Source organism: uncultured Slackia sp., assembly GCF_944321625.1.
In the GTDB taxonomy this organism is placed as follows: Bacteria; Actinomycetota; Coriobacteriia; order Coriobacteriales; family Eggerthellaceae; genus Slackia.
Genome location: NZ_CALUMA010000057.1, coordinates 33,164 through 49,515, shown reverse-complemented (window position 1 = coordinate 49,515; position 16,352 = coordinate 33,164). Strand labels below are relative to the sequence as shown.

Genomic DNA, 16,352 nt, shown 5'->3' with positions numbered 1-16,352 from the left:
AACGAAAGCAAGAGCGCCCTGCGACGACGTGCCCCATTCGCATGCACGTTGCGCACGGGAGCACGTGAAGACGACGAAGCGGGCGAATCGGACGACGAGGCAAAGAGGAAAGAAAGAGGAGACATGCATCCGTTTTTCATGATGGCAATCGCGGTGGCGGCCGAGGTGTTCGGCGACTCCATGATGAAGCTGTCCAACGGCTTCCAGCGCAAATTGCCGCTGTTGGGAACGGTGGCGGGCTACGGCATCGCGTTCTATTTCATCGCGCAGACGCTCGAGCATCTGCCGATCGGCCCGGTGTATGCCATGTGGACGGGCCTGGGTATCGCGCTAACCGCCGTAGTGGGTGCGATTGTGTGGAAAGAAGGCTTCAATTTGAAGATGGCTGCGGGTCTGGCGTGCATCATCGCCGGCGTGGTCATCCTCGAGATGGGAATGTAGGTGTGTGAGATGAACGATATCAAGAAGCGTTTGAGGAAGATGTTCGGCGGCGACGGAATCGGGTATGCGCTTTTGGCCGTGTCCATTGTGGGCGAGGTGTTTGGCACCACGATGCTCAAGATGTCCGAAGGCTTCACTGTGTTGGTGCCGTCGCTGCTGGTAGTGGTCGCGTACGTGATTTCGTTCGGCCTGTTCGTGTTCGTGCTCAAGCACGTGCCGCTGGGTCTGGCGTATGGCATCTGGGGTGGTTTGGGCACGGTTGCCACCACCGCTATCGGCTGCATCGTGTGGAACGAGCCGTTTTCGCTGTACACGGGCCTGGGCATGGCGCTTGTTGTGGGCGGCATCGTGCTGATGAACGCCGGATCGCAGCAGCACGCCAACGAGAAGGTCGCCAAGGCGAACGAGGCGCTGGGGTAGCGCTTAGGCGCGGCTTTGCTGTGGAGACGGGCGGTGTTTCATCTAGGTGGCGGGGCTTTTGGCGAATAATCCCGTTTGGTGGACATTTTCCAAGTTGCAAATCGGAAAATCTTGCCAGGTCGTGGTGCGCGACGAGCCTTCGGCCATTTCCTTCGCGCCAAGCAAAACGCGCAATGATTGCGCAGTCATATTGTCTGTTTTGGCATAAGATGCTATTTATAAATATACTATGCAAGAAAAGTATATGCATGAATAGTATTAAGGTGGTTTGCGGATGTTTGTGGCGAGAGAGCATGAGTTGCAGGTGCTTGAAGACTGCTATGCGCAGCGGTCTTTCCAGATGGTTGTTGTGTACGGGCGCCGCCGCGTGGGTAAAACGACACTCCTGGAAGAGTTCTGCAAAGACAAACATGCTTTTATGTTCACCGCACAGCAGCAGGGAGAGCGTGACAACTTACGTGACTTCTCGCGGACGCTTTATGAATTTTGTGGGCTGCCGTCATCCCTCCCCGCATTCGGGGGATGGCAGGAGGCATTTGAATTTCTGGCAAATCGGGCCGCTCAAGAAAAGCTGCTTATTGTATTTGATGAGTTCCCCTATGCTGCCAACGCTACGCCCAATCTGCCTTCAGCGCTTCAGATTGCCATCGATCGCGAGTTGTCGCGCACTGATGCCATGCTGATTCTTTGCGGCAGTAATCAGGGATTTATGGAGCAAGAGGTTCTGGGAGAAAAAAGTCCGTTGTTCGGACGGCGTACCGCTCAGATAAGACTCAAGCCCTTTGATTACCTAGACGCTTCGCGCATGTTGCCAGCGGCGTCGGAAGGCGATTTGATTACGTATTATGCGAGTCTGGGAGGCACTCCGTATTATCTGGCGGCAGTTCGTCCCGATGAAACGTATCTGCAGAATATGACGCGGCTGTTTTTCGAGCGAACAGGCATGATGTTTGACGAGCCCGCTATGCTCATGCGTCAGGAGCTTCGAGACCCTACGATGTATCTTTCGGTCTTGCGTGCAATTGCCTCTGGAGCTACGCGTTCCAATGAAGTGGCGGATCGTACAGGCATACCTACTTCAAGCATTACGATGTATCTAAAAACACTGTGCGATTTGGGCATTGTTGAGCGAAGGGTGCCTTTTGGAGAAACGGAGCGAAGCAAGCGTAGCCGCTACTGCATTATGGACCCGGCGTTTTCATTCTGGTTCAGATTTGTGGCTCCGCTTGTCCCTGCGATAGAGAGCGGGCTAGGTGAGCAGGCGGCGCAACGCTTGCTCACCGGACAGCAGCTGAGCGAGTATGTGGGTCATTGTTTCGAGCGAGTTTGCACGGAGTGGCTTATTCGTGAGGCACGCGAAGGACAGCTTCCTATTGCTCCGACAAAGTTTGGGCGGTGGTGGGGGACGGACGTTCGAACGCATCAGCAGGATGATATTGACGTTATAGCGGCGGACGAGCTTGAAAAGCGCATCATCTTGGGTGAATGCAAGTGGCGCTCCAACTTCAACGAATCAGAGGCGCTGGAAAAGTTGCAGAGTCGCACAGCGTTGATTTCTGGTTATAAGGAATATTACCGGTATTTGTTCTCAAAGAATCCGGTTTCGGATGCAACGCGGAGAAGCGCGGCAAGCGATGGACACGTTCAATTCGTGTCTTCGTGTCAGCTGTTCAAATAAAGGCTGGAGCAATACATAATACCCCTTTCTATTACCCGTATGGGTAATGAGCAATAACCCGTATTGATGTTTGATTACCCCTGAAACGTATTGGCCTGCTGTATTTGGGCCAAGGGAAGCTTGGGACGTTGGGTGAGGGCATTAGCGGAGAGTGAAGAGTAAGGTGCGAGGGCGCTATTCCATGCGGCCCGAACAATCGCCGTCTTGGATATCTGCCAAACGGGAAAAATTGCCAGTCGGGACAGCGAACGTTACGTCAACAGCGACGTAACGGAGCGGTGTCAAAAGTCCTTTCGTTTGTGGCGGGTGTTCCATGCACTCGCGCGATGCGTGGCGTAACGGGTATAATCGACGCGTTCTATCGTCAGCGATGCATCGTTTGTGCGCCCTGCGCGCGGCAGCGATGCGGATAGCGAGGACCGGCGTGAAGCCCAGCATCCAAAAAATTCTGATCGGCGTCGTCATCGTCATCGTGCTGGCGTTCATCATCATGCGCGGCGACCAATTGATTGAACTCGCTGAAACCATGCAGCGCGGTGACATGATTCCGCTCATTCTTGCCATTCTCACGCAGCTGGGCAAGTACTACGCGCAAAGCTGGGCCTACCACTTCTCGTTCGCCGCAGTGGGCGAGCGCATGAGCCCGCGCAATACGCTGCCGCTGGTGTTCGGCACCTTCTTCATGAACACCATCGCGCCGTCGCTCAACATGGCGGGCGCCACGCTGGTGGTCGACGACGCGCGCCGTCGCGGCATCCAGGGCGGCAAGGCGACCTCGGCCGCGCTCCTCATGCAGATGACCATCGAATCCGGCTTCATGACCATCATGATCGTGGGCTTCATCATCCTGCAGGTCACGGGCAACCTGAGCCCCATGTGGTTCTTGCTGGGCCTGTTCGTGGTGTTTCTGGTGGCGTTCATGGGCGGCATCATGGTGGTGGGCCGCAAGAGCCCGTCCACGCTGGTGAACCTGCTACATCCCATCGAGCATCTGGTGAACAGGGTGCGCCTGAAATTCAAGAAGGACGAGCTCAAGCCTTGGGCCGAAACGGCGGTGGCGTCGTTCGGCGAGGCGGCGGGTATCATCGCGCACAACCCCAAGCCGGCGTTCAAGGCGTTCGGCTGCTCCATCGTGGCGAGCACGTGCGAGCTTTCGGCGTTTTGTCTGGTGGGCGTGGCGTTTGGCATCACCAATCCCGAGGCGCTCATCTGCGGCTACGTGGTGGCGACGCTGTTCGCCATGATCTCCATCACCCCGCAGGGCGTGGGCGTGGTGGAAGCGGCGGTCATGGTGCTGTTCAGCGCCTACGACGTGAACGCCGCCGCCGGTATGGCGCAGGTGCTGGTGTATCGCGGCCTGGTGTTCTGGATGCCGTTCCTGATCGGCGCGGTGCTCATCCAGCGCACCAAGACGTTCCGCGGCGATAGGGAAGAACCCAGCGAGATGAAGGTACGCAAGCGCCTTCCCGGTCGCGGCAGGCCTGCGGCGGCGCTCGAAGAGGGTGCGAAGGATTCTGAGGGCTTCGCTGCGTTAGAGGCTCCTGGTGCGATAGAGACTCCTGGCGCTCCAGAGACTCCCGATGCGCCGGTTCCTCATATTTCTGAAGATTCAAAATAGCGTCACGCTTTGCCGTGCGTCGTGGTACTATTATCGAACAGACGTTTGATAGAAAGGCGGCACGGCGCGGCATGCAGAGGCAAGCGCGAACCATATTGGGCATCGACCCCGGCTTGGCCAACACGGGCTGGGGCGTTATCGAGCAGCGCGGCTCGCGGCTGTCGTGCGTGGCGTACGGTTGCATCTCTACCAGCAAGGATATGTCTTTGGCGCAGCGCCTTTTGAAGTTGCACGACCAGATGGCGCTCGTGGTCAAACGCTACGGCCCTACATGTCTGGGAATCGAAACGGTCCTGTTCGGTCTGAACGCCCCCAGCGCTTTTGCCACGGGGCAGGCGCGCGGCGCGGTGCTGGTCGCTTGCGCCGAAGGTGGGCTTGACGTGGGGGAGTTCGCTCCTGCGGCCATCAAGCTTGCCGTGGTGGGCGAGGGCAACGCCGAGAAAGCCCAGGTCCAGTACATGGTGAAGCAGATTCTTGGGCTGGATGAGGTGCCGCACCCCGACCACGCGGCCGACGCCTTGGCCGCCGCCATCTGCTACGTGACGCACGGATAGGATTTCGCATGATTGCTTTTTTGAAAGGCGTTATGGCGGGGCGAACCGCCACGCATGCCTTCATCGATGTGAACGGCATCGGCTACCAGGTGGGTATGCCCGCAAGCGATATCGCCAAGCTGCCCGACCGCGGTGCGTCGGTGAGCGTGTTCACCTATCTCGCTGTGCGCGAGGATGCCATCGCACTCTATGGGTTCCTCGATCAGGGCGAAAAAGATCTGTTCGAGCGCCTGATTACGGTATCGGGCATCGGCCCCAAGGTGGCGCTGGCAGCGCTTTCGTCGTTCTCGCCGCAGGAGCTCATCGCAGCCATTCAGTCGCAGGACGTCAAGGCGGTGTCAACCATCCCGGGCGTGGGTAAGAAAACCGCCCAGCGCTTGATTCTGGAACTCAAGGGCAATCTGGAGGCGCAGCCTGAAGACACGCTGTTCGCTCAACAGACCGCAGCCGCCGCCGAGCGCCTGAAGGGTGCACGAGACGCGCTGCTCGCCATGGGCTTCTCTTCTGCCGAGGCCGATTTGGCGCTCAAGGACGCGCCCGATTCGGCAACAACCGAGGGCGCATTGATACAATACGCCCTGAGGCGATTGGATTCGACGGGGCTCTAATCGCGCAGGTTTGATCGCGCGGCGGTTATCGCTGCGCCATTGAGGAGATTCGCATGGTGCAAGACGGAATACAGCTTGAAGGTGTGATGTTCGAGGCAGGGGGCTCCTCGCCTCGCTCCGCCGCGCCCGTGCGCGCGGTCACGCCGGAACTCACCGAGGACGACCTCGCTCTCGACCGTTCCCTGCGACCCAAGCACCTGGACGATTACCTGGGCCAGACGCGCGTGAAAGAAAGCCTCGCCATCCTCATCCAGGCAGCCAGGCAGCGCGGCGAGTGCATGGACCATGTGCTGTTCAGCGGCCCTCCGGGTCTGGGCAAAACCACGCTCGCCACGGTGGTGGCCAATGAGCTGGGCGCCAACATCCGCACCACCAGCGGCCCCGCCATCGCGCGACCGGGCGATCTGGCGGCCATCCTTTCCAATCTCGATGACGGCGACGTGCTGTTCATCGACGAGATCCACCGTCTTAACCGCCAGGTCGAGGAGGTTTTGTATCCCGCGCTGGAAGATTACGTGCTCGACATCATCGTGGGCAAGGGTCCGGCGGCGCGCAGCATCCGCTTGGATCTCCCGCGCTTCACGCTGGTGGGCGCCACCACGCGCACGGGCCTGCTCACCGGTCCTTTGCGCGATCGTTTTGGCATCGTGTTCCGCCTTGATTACTACACGCCTGAGGAGCTGGCCGACATCGTGAAGCGTTCCGCCGGCATTTTGGATGTGGCGGTGGACGAAGAGGGCGCGCTGGAAATCGCGCGTCGCAGCCGTGGTACGCCGCGTTTGGCAAACCGCCTGCTCAAGCGTGTGCGCGACTGGGCCCAGGTGCGCGGTTCGGGCGACATCGACGAAGATACCGCGGCGCAGGCGCTGAGCTTCTTCGAGGTGGATTCGCTGGGACTCGACGCGCTGGACAACAAGATTCTCGAGCTTCTGTGCGTGTCGTTCGGCGGGCGTCCCGTGGGGCTTTCCACCCTTGCGTCCGCGCTTGCCGAGGACCCCGACACGGTGGAAGACGTGTACGAGCCCTACCTCATTCAACAGGGACTCATCATGCGTACGCCCAAGGGCAGGCAGGCGACCGAGCGCGCATTCGAGCACTTGGGCATCAGGCACGAATAGAGGAATCCCATGTTCCAACAGGATTATTTGATGCGTCTGATCATGCAATTCGTACGTGGATTGCGCCGCAGTCTGGAGCGGGAGCATGTCGACCCCGCTGAGGCGGCGGAATCGGTGGAGGACGCGATCTCGCAGGCGCTTGATTTGGACGCCGGCATGGTTTTGGGGCTCAGCCCTGAGAGCTTCGCGTCCGTCCTTTCCGTCACGGGCACGCATCCGCAGGTGGTGGAGTACCTTGTGCACGGCCTGCTGCTTGAGGCGCATTACCTCGACCAGGCAAACACGGGCCAGAAGGCCGAGCTGCGACGCGGGCAGGCGCAGGCGCTGGCGCAGGCCTTCGGTATCGAGTGTCCCGAAGGCGATGGGGTTCTTACCGAAGAAGACCTGGACAGGATGGACCGCGAGCTCGAAGCATAGGCATGTCGGCGCACGCAGCATCCTCTAAACCATTTTGATAATTATTTTCTCGTGACCCTTCGGCGACCTATTACATCCTTTTACCGAAATCATACGTATTTTTTGTGATGCATGGTTGACGATGATATACGTATGGTTCCTCCTCTGGGGCGTCTCGTTTTGCTTGACGGTTGAACGTTGTGACTTTCGGTAGGAAGGAATGTGGTTTACCGGTTTCGACCGGGCGTTACTTCCCCCTAAGCAAGGGAAGGGGAAAGAGGCCGAAAATGGCTGAAGGCACTGTCAAATGGTTCAACCCCGAAAAAGGCTATGGGTTCATCTCCCGTGAGGATGGCGACGACATCTTCGTCCATTTCTCCGAAATCCAGATGGACGGCTACAAGACCCTCGACGAAGGCCAGCGCGTTTCCTTCGATGTAACGGAAGGGACCAACGGCAAGCTCCAGGCGAGCAACGTGGTCAAGCTCTAGCCTGCGCGGTCGGAATCCGACATTCGAATCCGGCGCTGAGCGGCATCTACGCTACCGCACATAATCCAGCAAACGACGGGCCCGCATCGAGCGGGCCCGTTTCGTGTGTATGGGTGCTGGATGCTCGTGACGGACGTCTGGTCGCGGTCGCCGCTGGCCAGGGCTCTGAGCTAGGAGGAGGCTTGGCCAGCGGTTGCTTATGTCGGTTGCCCGATGAGGGAGCGAGAGGGCAGACCTCCTTGTGCCCCTCGCGCGATTTGCCGTACAAGCCCACGATTTACTTCGCGGGAAGCGCCTCGCAAAACGCCGCGAACTCCGCCATCGTGCCATGTTTGTGGGCCGACACGTCAAGGCCGTCTTCGGTCTCGATCAGGTGGTCGGTCACGAAATAGATGTCGCACCCCACCTTGGTGGCGCCGCCGTCCTCGCGGTTGTGGTTGCCCACCATGAGCACCTCTTCGCCGGTCACGCCCGCACGGTTGAGCGCCTCGGCATAGTACGCCTCATAGGGTTTGACCGACGTGGAGTTCTCATACGTGGTCAAAAATTCGAAATCCTGCGGGTCGAGTCCCGCCCAGCGCAGACGCGCCTCCACGGCCACCTGCGGAAACATGGGCATGGTGGTCACAGCCAGGCGGTAGCCGCGCTCTTTGAGGGCGCGCACCGCACGCGCGGCGTCGGGATTCGCCTGGGCGACCGCCCCCACCTCATCGAACCTAGTCAGGTAGTACTCGTTGAACAGGGGCTCCCATTCTTCGGCGGTCTTCCCCATGTGCTCGCAGAACACCTTCCAGAACGCGTCGCGGTTGGTGACGTTGCCCGCGTTCTGTCCCATGGCCATCACGCCGGCGAACAGCGCTTCGCCGCCTGCATGGGCGTCAAGCCCGTGCTCGGCCATGAAGCGGTCGATGCTTGCCATGTACGTCTGCATGAACTCCTTCGTGTCCACGGGTAAAAGCGTGCCGTCCAGATCGAAGAACACGGTGGTATAGGTGCGGCTTCCCGCGTCGGGCGCCGGGTTGGCGGTGATTTCGCTGTGTGCTGTCGCGCAGTTTCCAGTCATCCTCTGTCCTTTTCGGTCGAGCCTCGTGCCAAGAAAACAGCATGGTAGTATAGTCGAGTTTTGCGAAACGGAGGCAGACGCGCGCAAATGGGCGCAACGCGTTGCCGAACCGAAACGTGCAGTGGCAGGTAGTCGGGCGCAAACGGCGCACCGGGCGCAAGGTGTTTGAGGCGTACAGGGGCGAAGTACGAGTTGTCCTCGGCTTTGACGCCGTGAGCGCAAATGGCCCATCTGGCGCACGAGAGCGAGACTATTCTCACAGGAAGATTGGCTCGCCGTACGTTTTCCGCGCATGGCCAGACGTTGAGGAAGGAGGATGTTTTCATGAGGCTGCTTTTGCATGCGTGCTGCGGGCCGTGCTCGCTTGAGCCGCTGCGTCTTCTGCTCGAAGAGGGGCACGACATCACCATCGCCTACATGAATTCGAACATCCACCCGCAGGAGGAATATCTCCATCGCCGCGATACGCTGCTGGAGTTCGCCGCGACGCAGGGCATTCCCGTGGTCGAAGGCGTGTATAACCCCAAAGCCTGGGCAAACACGGCGGGTCAGTATGCCTCCGACCCCAAGATGCGCCCCTGGCGGTGCCGGGCGTGCTATCGTCAGCGGCTGGACGAGGCGTGCGATTACGCGCTGGCCAACGGATTTGACGGGGTGGCCACCACGCTCACCGTGAGCCCGTACCAATATACGGACGTCATTCGCGAGGAGCTTGAGGCGGCGTGCGCCCTGCGCGGGCTTGCGCCGGTGTTCCGCGATTACACGGAGCAGTATCCCGAGGCCACGCGCCGCAGCAAAGCGCTGGGGATGTATCGCCAGAACTACTGCGGATGCGCGGTTTCCAAGAAGGAGGCCGAGCAGGAGCGTGAGGAGCGTCGCGCCGAACGTGCGGCGGCCAAGGCAGCAAAGCTTGCGGCGGAGGCTCCCAAGCGTGCGGCGGCCGAAGCGGCGCGCGCCAAGAAGCGTGCCGAGCGCCAGGCCTACGCCGAGAAGCGTGCCGCCCAGCGAGCCGCGCTGAAAGCATATAAACAAGCGCATCCCACCGATGCGCAGGAGGAATAGAGGCACAATGAGAACCGATGATTTTGATTACGAGCTTCCCGAGCGCTGTATCGCACAGGAGCCGGCGGCGGTGCGCGATGCGTGCAAGATGCTGGTGATGGATCGAGAAACCGGCGCGCTGGAAGACCGCATTTTCCGCGATATTTACGATTACCTTGAGCCGGGCGACGTGCTGGTCGCCAACGATACGCGCGTCATGCCGGCGCGCCTTTTGGGCGCCAAGCGCGGCACCGGCGGCCAGGCCGAGGTGTTCTTGCTGCGCGAGCGCTTCGACCGCGAGCCCAAAACTGGCTCCTCTGCCGTGTGGGATGTGCTCGTGCGTCCCGGCAAGCGCCTCAAGCCCGGCAGCGGCGCCGTGGTGGATTTCACGGATGCGGCCGGCGAGGTCGCGCTTTCGGCCGAGATCATCGATTGGGGCGATGACGAGGGCAAAGGCGAGCGCGTCGCGCGCCTGACCACGCCGCGTCCATCGCTCGACGAGGCGCTGCACGCCGTGGGCCATACGCCGCTTCCGCCCTACATCAAGGGCTACGCCGGCGATGAGGAGATGTACCAGACCGTCTACTCCCATGAGGAGAAAAGCGCCGCGGCCCCCACGGCGGGCCTGCACTTCACGCCCGAGCTCATCGAGCGCCTCAAGGCGAAGGGCGTCGAGTGGCGCACGGTCGAGCTCGAGGTGGGCTTGGACACCTTCCGCGTTGTCGATGAGGACGACCCGCTGCAGCATAAGATGCACACCGAGCTTTACACCGTGAGTCAGGAGGTCGTGGATGCGTGCGACGCCGCCCATGCGCGCGGCAACCGCGTGATCGCCGTGGGCACCACCAGCGTGCGCTCGCTGGAAAGCGCCTTCGACCGCGAACTGGGCCGCCTGCGCGCGCGTCAGCATGAGGCCACGAGCCTCTACATCCTGCCGGGCTACACGTTCGGCGTGGTGGATGCGCTCATCACCAATTTCCACGTGCCGCGCTCCACGCTCATGATGCTGGTCAGCGCGTTTTCCACCCGCGACAACATCATGGCCGCCTACAAGCACGCGATCGAGAGCGACTACCGCATGCTCAGCTTCGGCGACGCCATGTTTATTCATTAGGAGAATCCATGTCCCTTTTTGATGTAACCATCGATGCGCGTGACGGGGCGGCGCGAGCGCTCACGTTTGAGACCGCACACGGCACGGTGCATACACCCATGTTCATGCCGGTGGGCACGCACGCCACGGTCAAGGGCGTGACGGTGGACCAGCTGCACAACATCGGCAGCCAGGTGGTGCTCGCAAACACGTATCACCTGTACATGCGCCCCGGCGTAGAGATCATCGAGGCGGCGGGCGGCGTGCAAAAGTTCATGAACTACGACGGCCCTATGCTCACCGACTCGGGCGGATTCCAGCTGTTCAGCTTGGACCACATGATGAAGACCGATCCCGATGGCGTGACCTTCCACGCGCGCGACTACGATGGCTCCAAGCACCGCTGGACGCCCGAGAGCAATATGGACATCCAGCAGCGCATCGGCGCCGACATCGTGATGCAGTTGGATCAGTGCATCGGCTACCCGGCCGCCAAGGAGGACGTGGCCGCATCCACCAAACTTTCGTGGGAGTGGGCCGAGCGCTGCTGCGCGGCGCACACGCGCGAGGACCAGGCGCTGTTCGGCATCGTGCAGGGCGGCATGCATCTTGACCTGCGTCTTGAGAGCGTGCGTCGCCTGCTGGACATCGACGCGCGTAGCCGCGCGGCGGGGCACAAGGGCTTCCAGGGCTTCGGCATCGGCGGATATTCGGTGGGCGAGCCGCACGACGTGATGTTCGAAACGCTGCCCCAGGTGTGCGAGGCGCTGCCCGACAACCGCCCGCGCTATCTGATGGGCGTGGGCAACCCCACCACGCTCGTGCGTGCGGTTCGCGCCGGCGTGGACATGTTCGACTGCGTGCTGCCCACGCGCACAGGCCGCATGGGCACGGCGTTTTCGCACGAGGGCCGCATGAACCTGCGTAACGCCAAGTACAAGGCCGATTTCACGCCGCTCGACCCGCAGTGCTCATGCCCCGTGTGCACCCAGTACACGCGCGCCTACCTGCGCCACCTGGTGAAACAGAACGAGATGCTGGGCGGCATTCTGCTGTCCATCCACAACCTGCACTTCCTGATCGACCTCATGGCCAAGGCGCGCGAGGCCATGCTTGCCGGCGAGTACGAGGCCTTCTATCAGGATTGGATGAACTCTCCTGCCGCCAACGACTACTGATGGCGTGCGTTTCGGGCGTTTTAGCGGCATAATGGCGCAGGAACCATATGCGAGCCTTGGAAGCCGGGGCGTCGAAGCGTCTATGGGATGAAGCTGCATGCCAAAATGCAGTGCATCCCCAAAGCGTGGGAACGCGTTGGGGAACGGGGCGTATCGAGAGGAATCAAACTCATGACCACCATGTATGACGGAGAAGGCCAGCCGGAGCGCAACGATGCGTGCTGGTGCGGCAGCGGCAAGAAATACAAGAAGTGCCATCTAGCCATCGACGAGCAGCTTCAACACCTGTTCGAGCAGGGCAAAGAGGTGCCCGCTCGCGCGCTGCTGAAGACTGCCGAGGACATCGAGGGCATCAAGCGCAGCGCCGAGGTGAACGTGGGCGTGCTTGACTACGTGGCCGAGCGCATCAAACCCGGCGTGACCACCCAGCAGATCGACGAATGGGTGCACGAATACACCGTGAGCCACGGCGCCATTCCCGCGCCGCTCGATTACGAGGGCTACCCAAAGAGCGTGTGCACCTCCATCAATGAAGTGGTGTGCCACGGCATTCCGTCCGAGGACGAGGTGCTCAAAGAGGGCGACATCGTGAACATCGATGCGTCCACCGTCAAGGACGGCTATTTCTCTGATTCGTCGCGCATGTTCTGCATCGGCGAGGTGAGCCCCGAGCGCGAGCGTCTGGTGCGCGTGACCAAGGAGTGCGTGGAGAAGGGCCTTGAGGCCGTGAAGCCCTGGGGCACGCTGGGCGACGTGGCCCACGCGGTGCAGCAGCACGCCGAGGCCAACGGCTATTCGGTGGTGCGCGAGTTCGGCGGGCACGGCATCGGCCTGGAGTTCCACGAGGATCCGTTCGTCGGATTTGTGGGCGAGCCGGGCGATGGCATGGTGCTGGCGCCGGGCGTGTGCTTCACCATCGAGCCCATGATCAACGCGGGCGAACCCGACATCGACATGACCGACCCCAACGGATGGACCGTGCGCACCGCCGACGGCAGCGACACCGCCCAGTGGGAGGTCCAGATTGTGGTCACTGAGACGGGGTACGAGCTGCTTTCCTGGTAGCCGCTCCGGAGGGGCATGCCATGCTCAAACAGTCCTGCTCGCACGAAAGCCACATTAAGTGGCTTTCGGCTTGTGCGGAACTGCGCGTGGCATACCCCTCCTTCGCTCATCCTTTTTTTACTTGAGCGCTGCATCCTCGCTAGACATTTTGATAGCTGAAGCTCCGTGTGGCGCAAAGATGACTTTTGTAGCGTAGGGCGCATGGAAATCCGTGCGCCCTATTCTTGATTGTGGCACAATAACATAGTTATGACGAAAACGGCCATTCGCCAGGTTTTGCGCGCCGCGGTTCAGCGCGCCGCCTGAAAATGCGGGTGGTCGATCAGAAGAGTTTGCGAAGAAAAGAGAGCAATGAAGTTCGGCAAAGGTTCATCCACGAAGAACTCCGCGCAAGGGCAGAACGCCGACGCGCGCAAGGCGGCTTCTCTGGGCAGGTCGGCCCAGGGCGGCTCGGGCGCGAAGCGCAAGGCGTCCGGTAAAAACCCCAACCGTCGCAACGTATGGCTGCTGGTGCTGGCGGCGCTGCTCGCCATAGGCTCGATCGCGCTGTTCATGCCCCCGCAGGAGAAGATCAACCAGGGCCTGGACATCCAGGGCGGCCTGTCGGTGGTGCTCACCGCCAAGGCCGACGACGGCGGCCAGGTGTCGTCCGAGGACATGGAGGCCTCGCGCGCCATCATCGAGAGCCGCGTGAACGCGCTGGGCGCCTCCGAGGCCACGGTGGCGCTGCAGGGCACCGACCAGATCCTGGTGCAGATCCCCGGCCTCACCGACGCCGAGCAGGCGCTCGACACTATCGGCAAGACCGGCAAGCTGGAGTTCGCGCGCCTCGACTCGTTCACCGACGAGACGGTGCGCAGCCAGATCGACTCCGGCCAGTACATGACCCAGCAGACGGTGACCGACGCCGAGGGCAACCAGTTCCCCACGGGCGACGTCGAGTACACCATGCAGGTCGAGCCGGGCACCTACACGCCTATCGTCACGGGCGACCAGATCGAGAGCGTGCAGGTGGGCCGCGCGAGCGAGGGCTCGACCGACTACGCCGTGAACGTGCGCCTGAACTCCGAGGGCGCGCAGGCGTTCGCCCAGGCCACGAGTGAGCTGGCCGCCGACCACGGCAAGATCGTCATCCTGCTGGACGGCGTGGTGCAGTCGGCCCCCGCCGTGCAGAGCGAGATCCCCAACGGCGACGTGTCCATCACGGGCGGCTACACGCTCGCCGAGGCCCAGCAGTTCCAGACGGTGCTGCAGTCGGGCTCGCTGCCCGTGAGCTTCGAGTACGCGCAGAGCCAGACCGTGGGCCCGACCCTCGGCCAGGACGCGCTCGCCTCCGGCGTGATCGTGGCCGGCATCGGGCTCGCGCTCGTCATGCTCTACCTGCTCGTGTTCTACCACGGCCTGGGGCTCATCACCGCGGCCGCCATGGCCGTGTTCGCCGTGCTTTACCTGGGCCTGCTCGCGCTGCTCTCCGCCTTCGGGCTGTTCAGCCTGTCGCTCGCGGGCATCGCCGGCATCGTGCTCACCATCGGCATGGCGGCCGACTCCTCGATCCTGGTGCTCGAGCGCTTCCGCGAGGAGATCCGCATGGGCCGCTCCGTGCGCGCCGCGTCCGACACCGGCGTGCACCACGGCATCCTCACCTCCATCGACGCCGACCTGGTGACGCTCGTCTCGGCGCTCACGCTGTTCTTCCTGGCCAGCGCCTCGGTCAAGGGCTTCGGCATGACGCTGGCCCTGGGCATCGTGTGCGACATCGTGATGATGCTCGTGTTCAAGGCGCCCATCATCCGCCTGCTCGCGCCGCGCGTCATCAAGCGCCACCCCAGCTTCTGGGGCATCCGCGACTGCGAGGACGCCGCGCCGTACTTCGAGGGCGAGAAGAAGCTCTCCGCCGGCGAGAAGCTGCGCGGCCGCTTCATCAAGCGCGACTTCGACATCGTGGGCAAGAAGAAGATCTTCCTGACCGTCTCCGCCGTGCTGATCGTGGCCGTGGTGGCCGTGGTTGGCATCCGCGGCATCAACTTCGGCATCGAGTTCGTGGGCGGCACGTCGGTGGCGTTCCACGGCACGGGAGATACGACCATCGAGCAGGTGCGCGACGCCTTCGCCGACGCGGGCGACCCCGACGCTGTGATCCAGACCACCAACGCCGACGGCGAGGAGGGCTTCCTCGTGCGCACGGCGTCAACCTCGGCGCAGGATGCCGCCGCGGTGGCCGGCCAGGTGGCCGACTCCTTCGGCTGGGGGGCGGATTCCTACGAGGTGACCACCATCGGCCCCGACTGGGGCGCGAGCGTGATCCAGAGTTCGGCCATCGCCTTCGCGGTGAGCCTGCTTCTGATCATCGCCTACATCAGCGTGCGCTTCCGCGACCCCAAGATGGGCGTCATGGCCATCGTCGCGTTGCTGCACGACCTCATCATCGTGTTCGGCGTGTACGCCCTGGTGGGCCGCGAGGTCACGCCCAACACCATCGCGGCGCTGCTCACCATCCTGGGCTACTCGCTCTACGACACGGTGGTGGTGTTCCACCGCATCAACGAGAACATGAAGGCCGAGGGCGGCCCGGGCTGCACCTTCTCCAGCATGGCCAACCACTCCGTGAACGAGGTGCTCATCCGCTCCATGAACACCTCCATCACCTCGCTGATCCCCGTCGTGGCGATGCTTCTGTTCGGCGGTGAGACGCTGAAGGACTTCGCGCTTGCCATGACCATCGGCCTGGTGTGCGGGTGCTACTCGTCCATCGCCATCGCCACGCCGCTGTACTGCATGTGGAAGGAGCGCGAGCCCAAGAACGCGCGCCTCGTGCGCAAGTACGGCCCGTCCATCCGCCGCTTCTTCCTGAACAGGCTCGAGGCCGCGCCTGTGGCTGCCGAGGCTGGTGTCGCCACCGAGGCATATCGTGAGGGCCGCACGGCCAAGGCGCAGGCAGCTGCCGATAAGGCGGCTCAGGCTGCGGGGTCGAAGGACGAAGGCGTGGGTGCCGTCGATGCAGCGGAAGGCTCCGCGGGCGAAGGCTCTGTCGCCTCCGCGGCGACCGCATCTGAGGCCGCGACCGACAAGGGCCCCAAATCCGCAGCGTCAAGTAAGTCGCAAGGCTCCCGCAAGCCCGCCAAGGGTTCGACGCGTCGCAGCAACCACCACTACGGCAAGAAAAAGAAGTAGGAGGAACACAATGGCAGAGATTCGCGAGGGCAGCGCGCCCAACTTCGCCCCTCCTGTGGAAGAGGGCATCACGTTCACCTTCGAGGACGAGAAGGGCGACACCCAGGAGCTGGAGTTTCTGGGTCTCATCCTGCACGGCGACCGCCGCTACGGGTTCTTCTTCCCGGTGGATGACGACCATCCGGCCAAGTCGTCCGGCGAGGTGCTGATCCTGGAAGTCACCGAGCTTGACGAAGAGGACCAGCCTGCTGAGTTCGAGCTGGTGGAGGACGAAGCCATCGCCCAGGAGGTCTACGACGACTTCCGCGAGGCCACCAAGGACCTCTATCGTTTCGAATAAACGCCGCGAAGTTTCGAGCCGCCTCAAAGCGCCGCGACGCCGTGAGGTAACGCCTTTTTAACAATCAACCGAAATTC

At 61.9% G+C, this 16,352-nt stretch carries 16 protein-coding genes; 15 read left to right on the top strand and 1 reads right to left on the bottom strand.

What is annotated here, in order from left to right:
• The first annotated feature begins 123 nt into the window (after positions 1-123).
• The 9 genes from Q0J60_RS05495 (at position 124) to Q0J60_RS05455 (ending at position 7,324) form a co-directional block, all read left to right on the top strand.
• Positions 124-441 carry a multidrug efflux SMR transporter gene (locus tag Q0J60_RS05495; protein WP_294439306.1) on the top strand — a complete coding sequence of 106 codons (318 nt, stop codon included), beginning with the start codon at positions 124-126 and terminating at the stop codon, positions 439-441.
• A 9-nt stretch (positions 442-450) separates the two neighbouring features.
• The gene (locus Q0J60_RS05490; RefSeq protein WP_294439305.1) at positions 451-861 is read left to right on the top strand and encodes a multidrug efflux SMR transporter; all 411 of its coding nucleotides are present in this window, start codon (positions 451-453) and stop codon (positions 859-861) included.
• Between the two features lie 274 nt (positions 862-1,135).
• Entirely contained in the window at positions 1,136-2,539 is a 1,404-nt protein-coding gene (locus Q0J60_RS05485; protein WP_294439303.1) for an ATP-binding protein, read from the top strand.
• 424 nt (positions 2,540-2,963) lie between these two features.
• Complete coding sequence (locus Q0J60_RS05480; RefSeq protein ID WP_294439301.1) at positions 2,964-4,157, top strand: lysylphosphatidylglycerol synthase transmembrane domain-containing protein; 1,194 nt, start codon at positions 2,964-2,966, stop codon at positions 4,155-4,157.
• A gap of 95 nt (positions 4,158-4,252) precedes the next feature.
• The gene (gene ruvC, locus Q0J60_RS05475; RefSeq protein ID WP_367178793.1) at positions 4,253-4,711 is read left to right on the top strand and encodes a crossover junction endodeoxyribonuclease RuvC; all 459 of its coding nucleotides are present in this window, start codon (positions 4,253-4,255) and stop codon (positions 4,709-4,711) included.
• A gap of 8 nt (positions 4,712-4,719) precedes the next feature.
• Positions 4,720-5,319, top strand: a complete 600-nt coding sequence (gene ruvA / locus Q0J60_RS05470) for a Holliday junction branch migration protein RuvA (protein ID WP_294439297.1) — start codon at positions 4,720-4,722, stop codon at positions 5,317-5,319.
• 53 nt (positions 5,320-5,372) lie between these two features.
• Positions 5,373-6,437, top strand: a complete 1,065-nt coding sequence (ruvB, locus tag Q0J60_RS05465) for a Holliday junction branch migration DNA helicase RuvB (protein ID WP_294439295.1) — start codon at positions 5,373-5,375, stop codon at positions 6,435-6,437.
• Positions 6,438-6,446: 9 nt separating this feature from the next.
• The gene (locus Q0J60_RS05460) at positions 6,447-6,854 is read left to right on the top strand and encodes a hypothetical protein (RefSeq protein WP_294439293.1); all 408 of its coding nucleotides are present in this window, start codon (positions 6,447-6,449) and stop codon (positions 6,852-6,854) included.
• 266 nt (positions 6,855-7,120) lie between these two features.
• Entirely contained in the window at positions 7,121-7,324 is a 204-nt protein-coding gene (locus Q0J60_RS05455; protein ID WP_294439291.1) for a cold-shock protein, read from the top strand.
• Positions 7,325-7,601: 277 nt separating this feature from the next.
• On the opposite strand, the gene Q0J60_RS05450 is transcribed toward Q0J60_RS05455, so the two are convergent.
• On the bottom strand, positions 7,602-8,387 hold the full coding sequence (locus tag Q0J60_RS05450; RefSeq protein ID WP_294439289.1) for an HAD family hydrolase: 786 nt from the start codon (positions 8,385-8,387) through the stop codon (positions 7,602-7,604).
• A 324-nt stretch (positions 8,388-8,711) separates the two neighbouring features.
• Between Q0J60_RS05450 and Q0J60_RS05445 the strand changes: the two genes are divergently transcribed.
• The 6 genes from Q0J60_RS05445 (at position 8,712) to Q0J60_RS05420 (ending at position 16,275) form a co-directional block, all read left to right on the top strand.
• Positions 8,712-9,449: an epoxyqueuosine reductase QueH gene (locus Q0J60_RS05445; RefSeq protein WP_294439287.1), complete on the top strand. Its 738-nt coding sequence runs from the start codon at positions 8,712-8,714 to the stop codon at positions 9,447-9,449.
• Positions 9,450-9,456: 7 nt separating this feature from the next.
• Positions 9,457-10,542 (top strand): tRNA preQ1(34) S-adenosylmethionine ribosyltransferase-isomerase QueA, encoded by a 1,086-nt coding sequence (gene queA / locus Q0J60_RS05440; RefSeq protein WP_294439285.1) that lies wholly within the window; start codon positions 9,457-9,459, stop codon positions 10,540-10,542.
• A gap of 8 nt (positions 10,543-10,550) precedes the next feature.
• Positions 10,551-11,699 carry a tRNA guanosine(34) transglycosylase Tgt gene (gene tgt, locus Q0J60_RS05435; protein WP_294439282.1) on the top strand — a complete coding sequence of 383 codons (1,149 nt, stop codon included), beginning with the start codon at positions 10,551-10,553 and terminating at the stop codon, positions 11,697-11,699.
• 180 nt (positions 11,700-11,879) lie between these two features.
• On the top strand, positions 11,880-12,764 hold the full coding sequence (locus Q0J60_RS05430) for a methionyl aminopeptidase (RefSeq protein WP_294439307.1): 885 nt from the start codon (positions 11,880-11,882) through the stop codon (positions 12,762-12,764).
• Between the two features lie 351 nt (positions 12,765-13,115).
• Positions 13,116-15,935 carry a protein translocase subunit SecD gene (gene secD, locus Q0J60_RS05425; RefSeq protein WP_294439280.1) on the top strand — a complete coding sequence of 940 codons (2,820 nt, stop codon included), beginning with the start codon at positions 13,116-13,118 and terminating at the stop codon, positions 15,933-15,935.
• A 10-nt stretch (positions 15,936-15,945) separates the two neighbouring features.
• On the top strand, positions 15,946-16,275 hold the full coding sequence (locus tag Q0J60_RS05420) for a DUF1292 domain-containing protein (RefSeq protein WP_294439278.1): 330 nt from the start codon (positions 15,946-15,948) through the stop codon (positions 16,273-16,275).
• The last annotated feature ends 77 nt before the right edge of the window (positions 16,276-16,352 follow it).

Coding starts and splice junctions, on each gene's coding strand:
- Q0J60_RS05495 (WP_294439306.1), top strand. CDS start 124: ATGCATCCGTTTTTCATGATGGCAATCGCGGTGGCGGCCGAGGTGTTC.
- Q0J60_RS05430 (WP_294439307.1), top strand. CDS start 11,880: ATGTATGACGGAGAAGGCCAGCCGGAGCGCAACGATGCGTGCTGGTGC.
- Q0J60_RS05445 (WP_294439287.1), top strand. CDS start 8,712: ATGAGGCTGCTTTTGCATGCGTGCTGCGGGCCGTGCTCGCTTGAGCCG.
- tgt (WP_294439282.1), top strand. CDS start 10,551: ATGTCCCTTTTTGATGTAACCATCGATGCGCGTGACGGGGCGGCGCGA.
- ruvA (WP_294439297.1), top strand. CDS start 4,720: ATGATTGCTTTTTTGAAAGGCGTTATGGCGGGGCGAACCGCCACGCAT.
- queA (WP_294439285.1), top strand. CDS start 9,457: ATGAGAACCGATGATTTTGATTACGAGCTTCCCGAGCGCTGTATCGCA.
- Q0J60_RS05485 (WP_294439303.1), top strand. CDS start 1,136: ATGTTTGTGGCGAGAGAGCATGAGTTGCAGGTGCTTGAAGACTGCTAT.
- Q0J60_RS05490 (WP_294439305.1), top strand. CDS start 451: ATGAACGATATCAAGAAGCGTTTGAGGAAGATGTTCGGCGGCGACGGA.
- Q0J60_RS05450 (WP_294439289.1), bottom strand. CDS start 8,387: ATGACTGGAAACTGCGCGACAGCACACAGCGAAATCACCGCCAACCCG.
- ruvB (WP_294439295.1), top strand. CDS start 5,373: ATGGTGCAAGACGGAATACAGCTTGAAGGTGTGATGTTCGAGGCAGGG.
- Q0J60_RS05460 (WP_294439293.1), top strand. CDS start 6,447: ATGTTCCAACAGGATTATTTGATGCGTCTGATCATGCAATTCGTACGT.
- Q0J60_RS05455 (WP_294439291.1), top strand. CDS start 7,121: ATGGCTGAAGGCACTGTCAAATGGTTCAACCCCGAAAAAGGCTATGGG.
- secD (WP_294439280.1), top strand. CDS start 13,116: ATGAAGTTCGGCAAAGGTTCATCCACGAAGAACTCCGCGCAAGGGCAG.
- Q0J60_RS05420 (WP_294439278.1), top strand. CDS start 15,946: ATGGCAGAGATTCGCGAGGGCAGCGCGCCCAACTTCGCCCCTCCTGTG.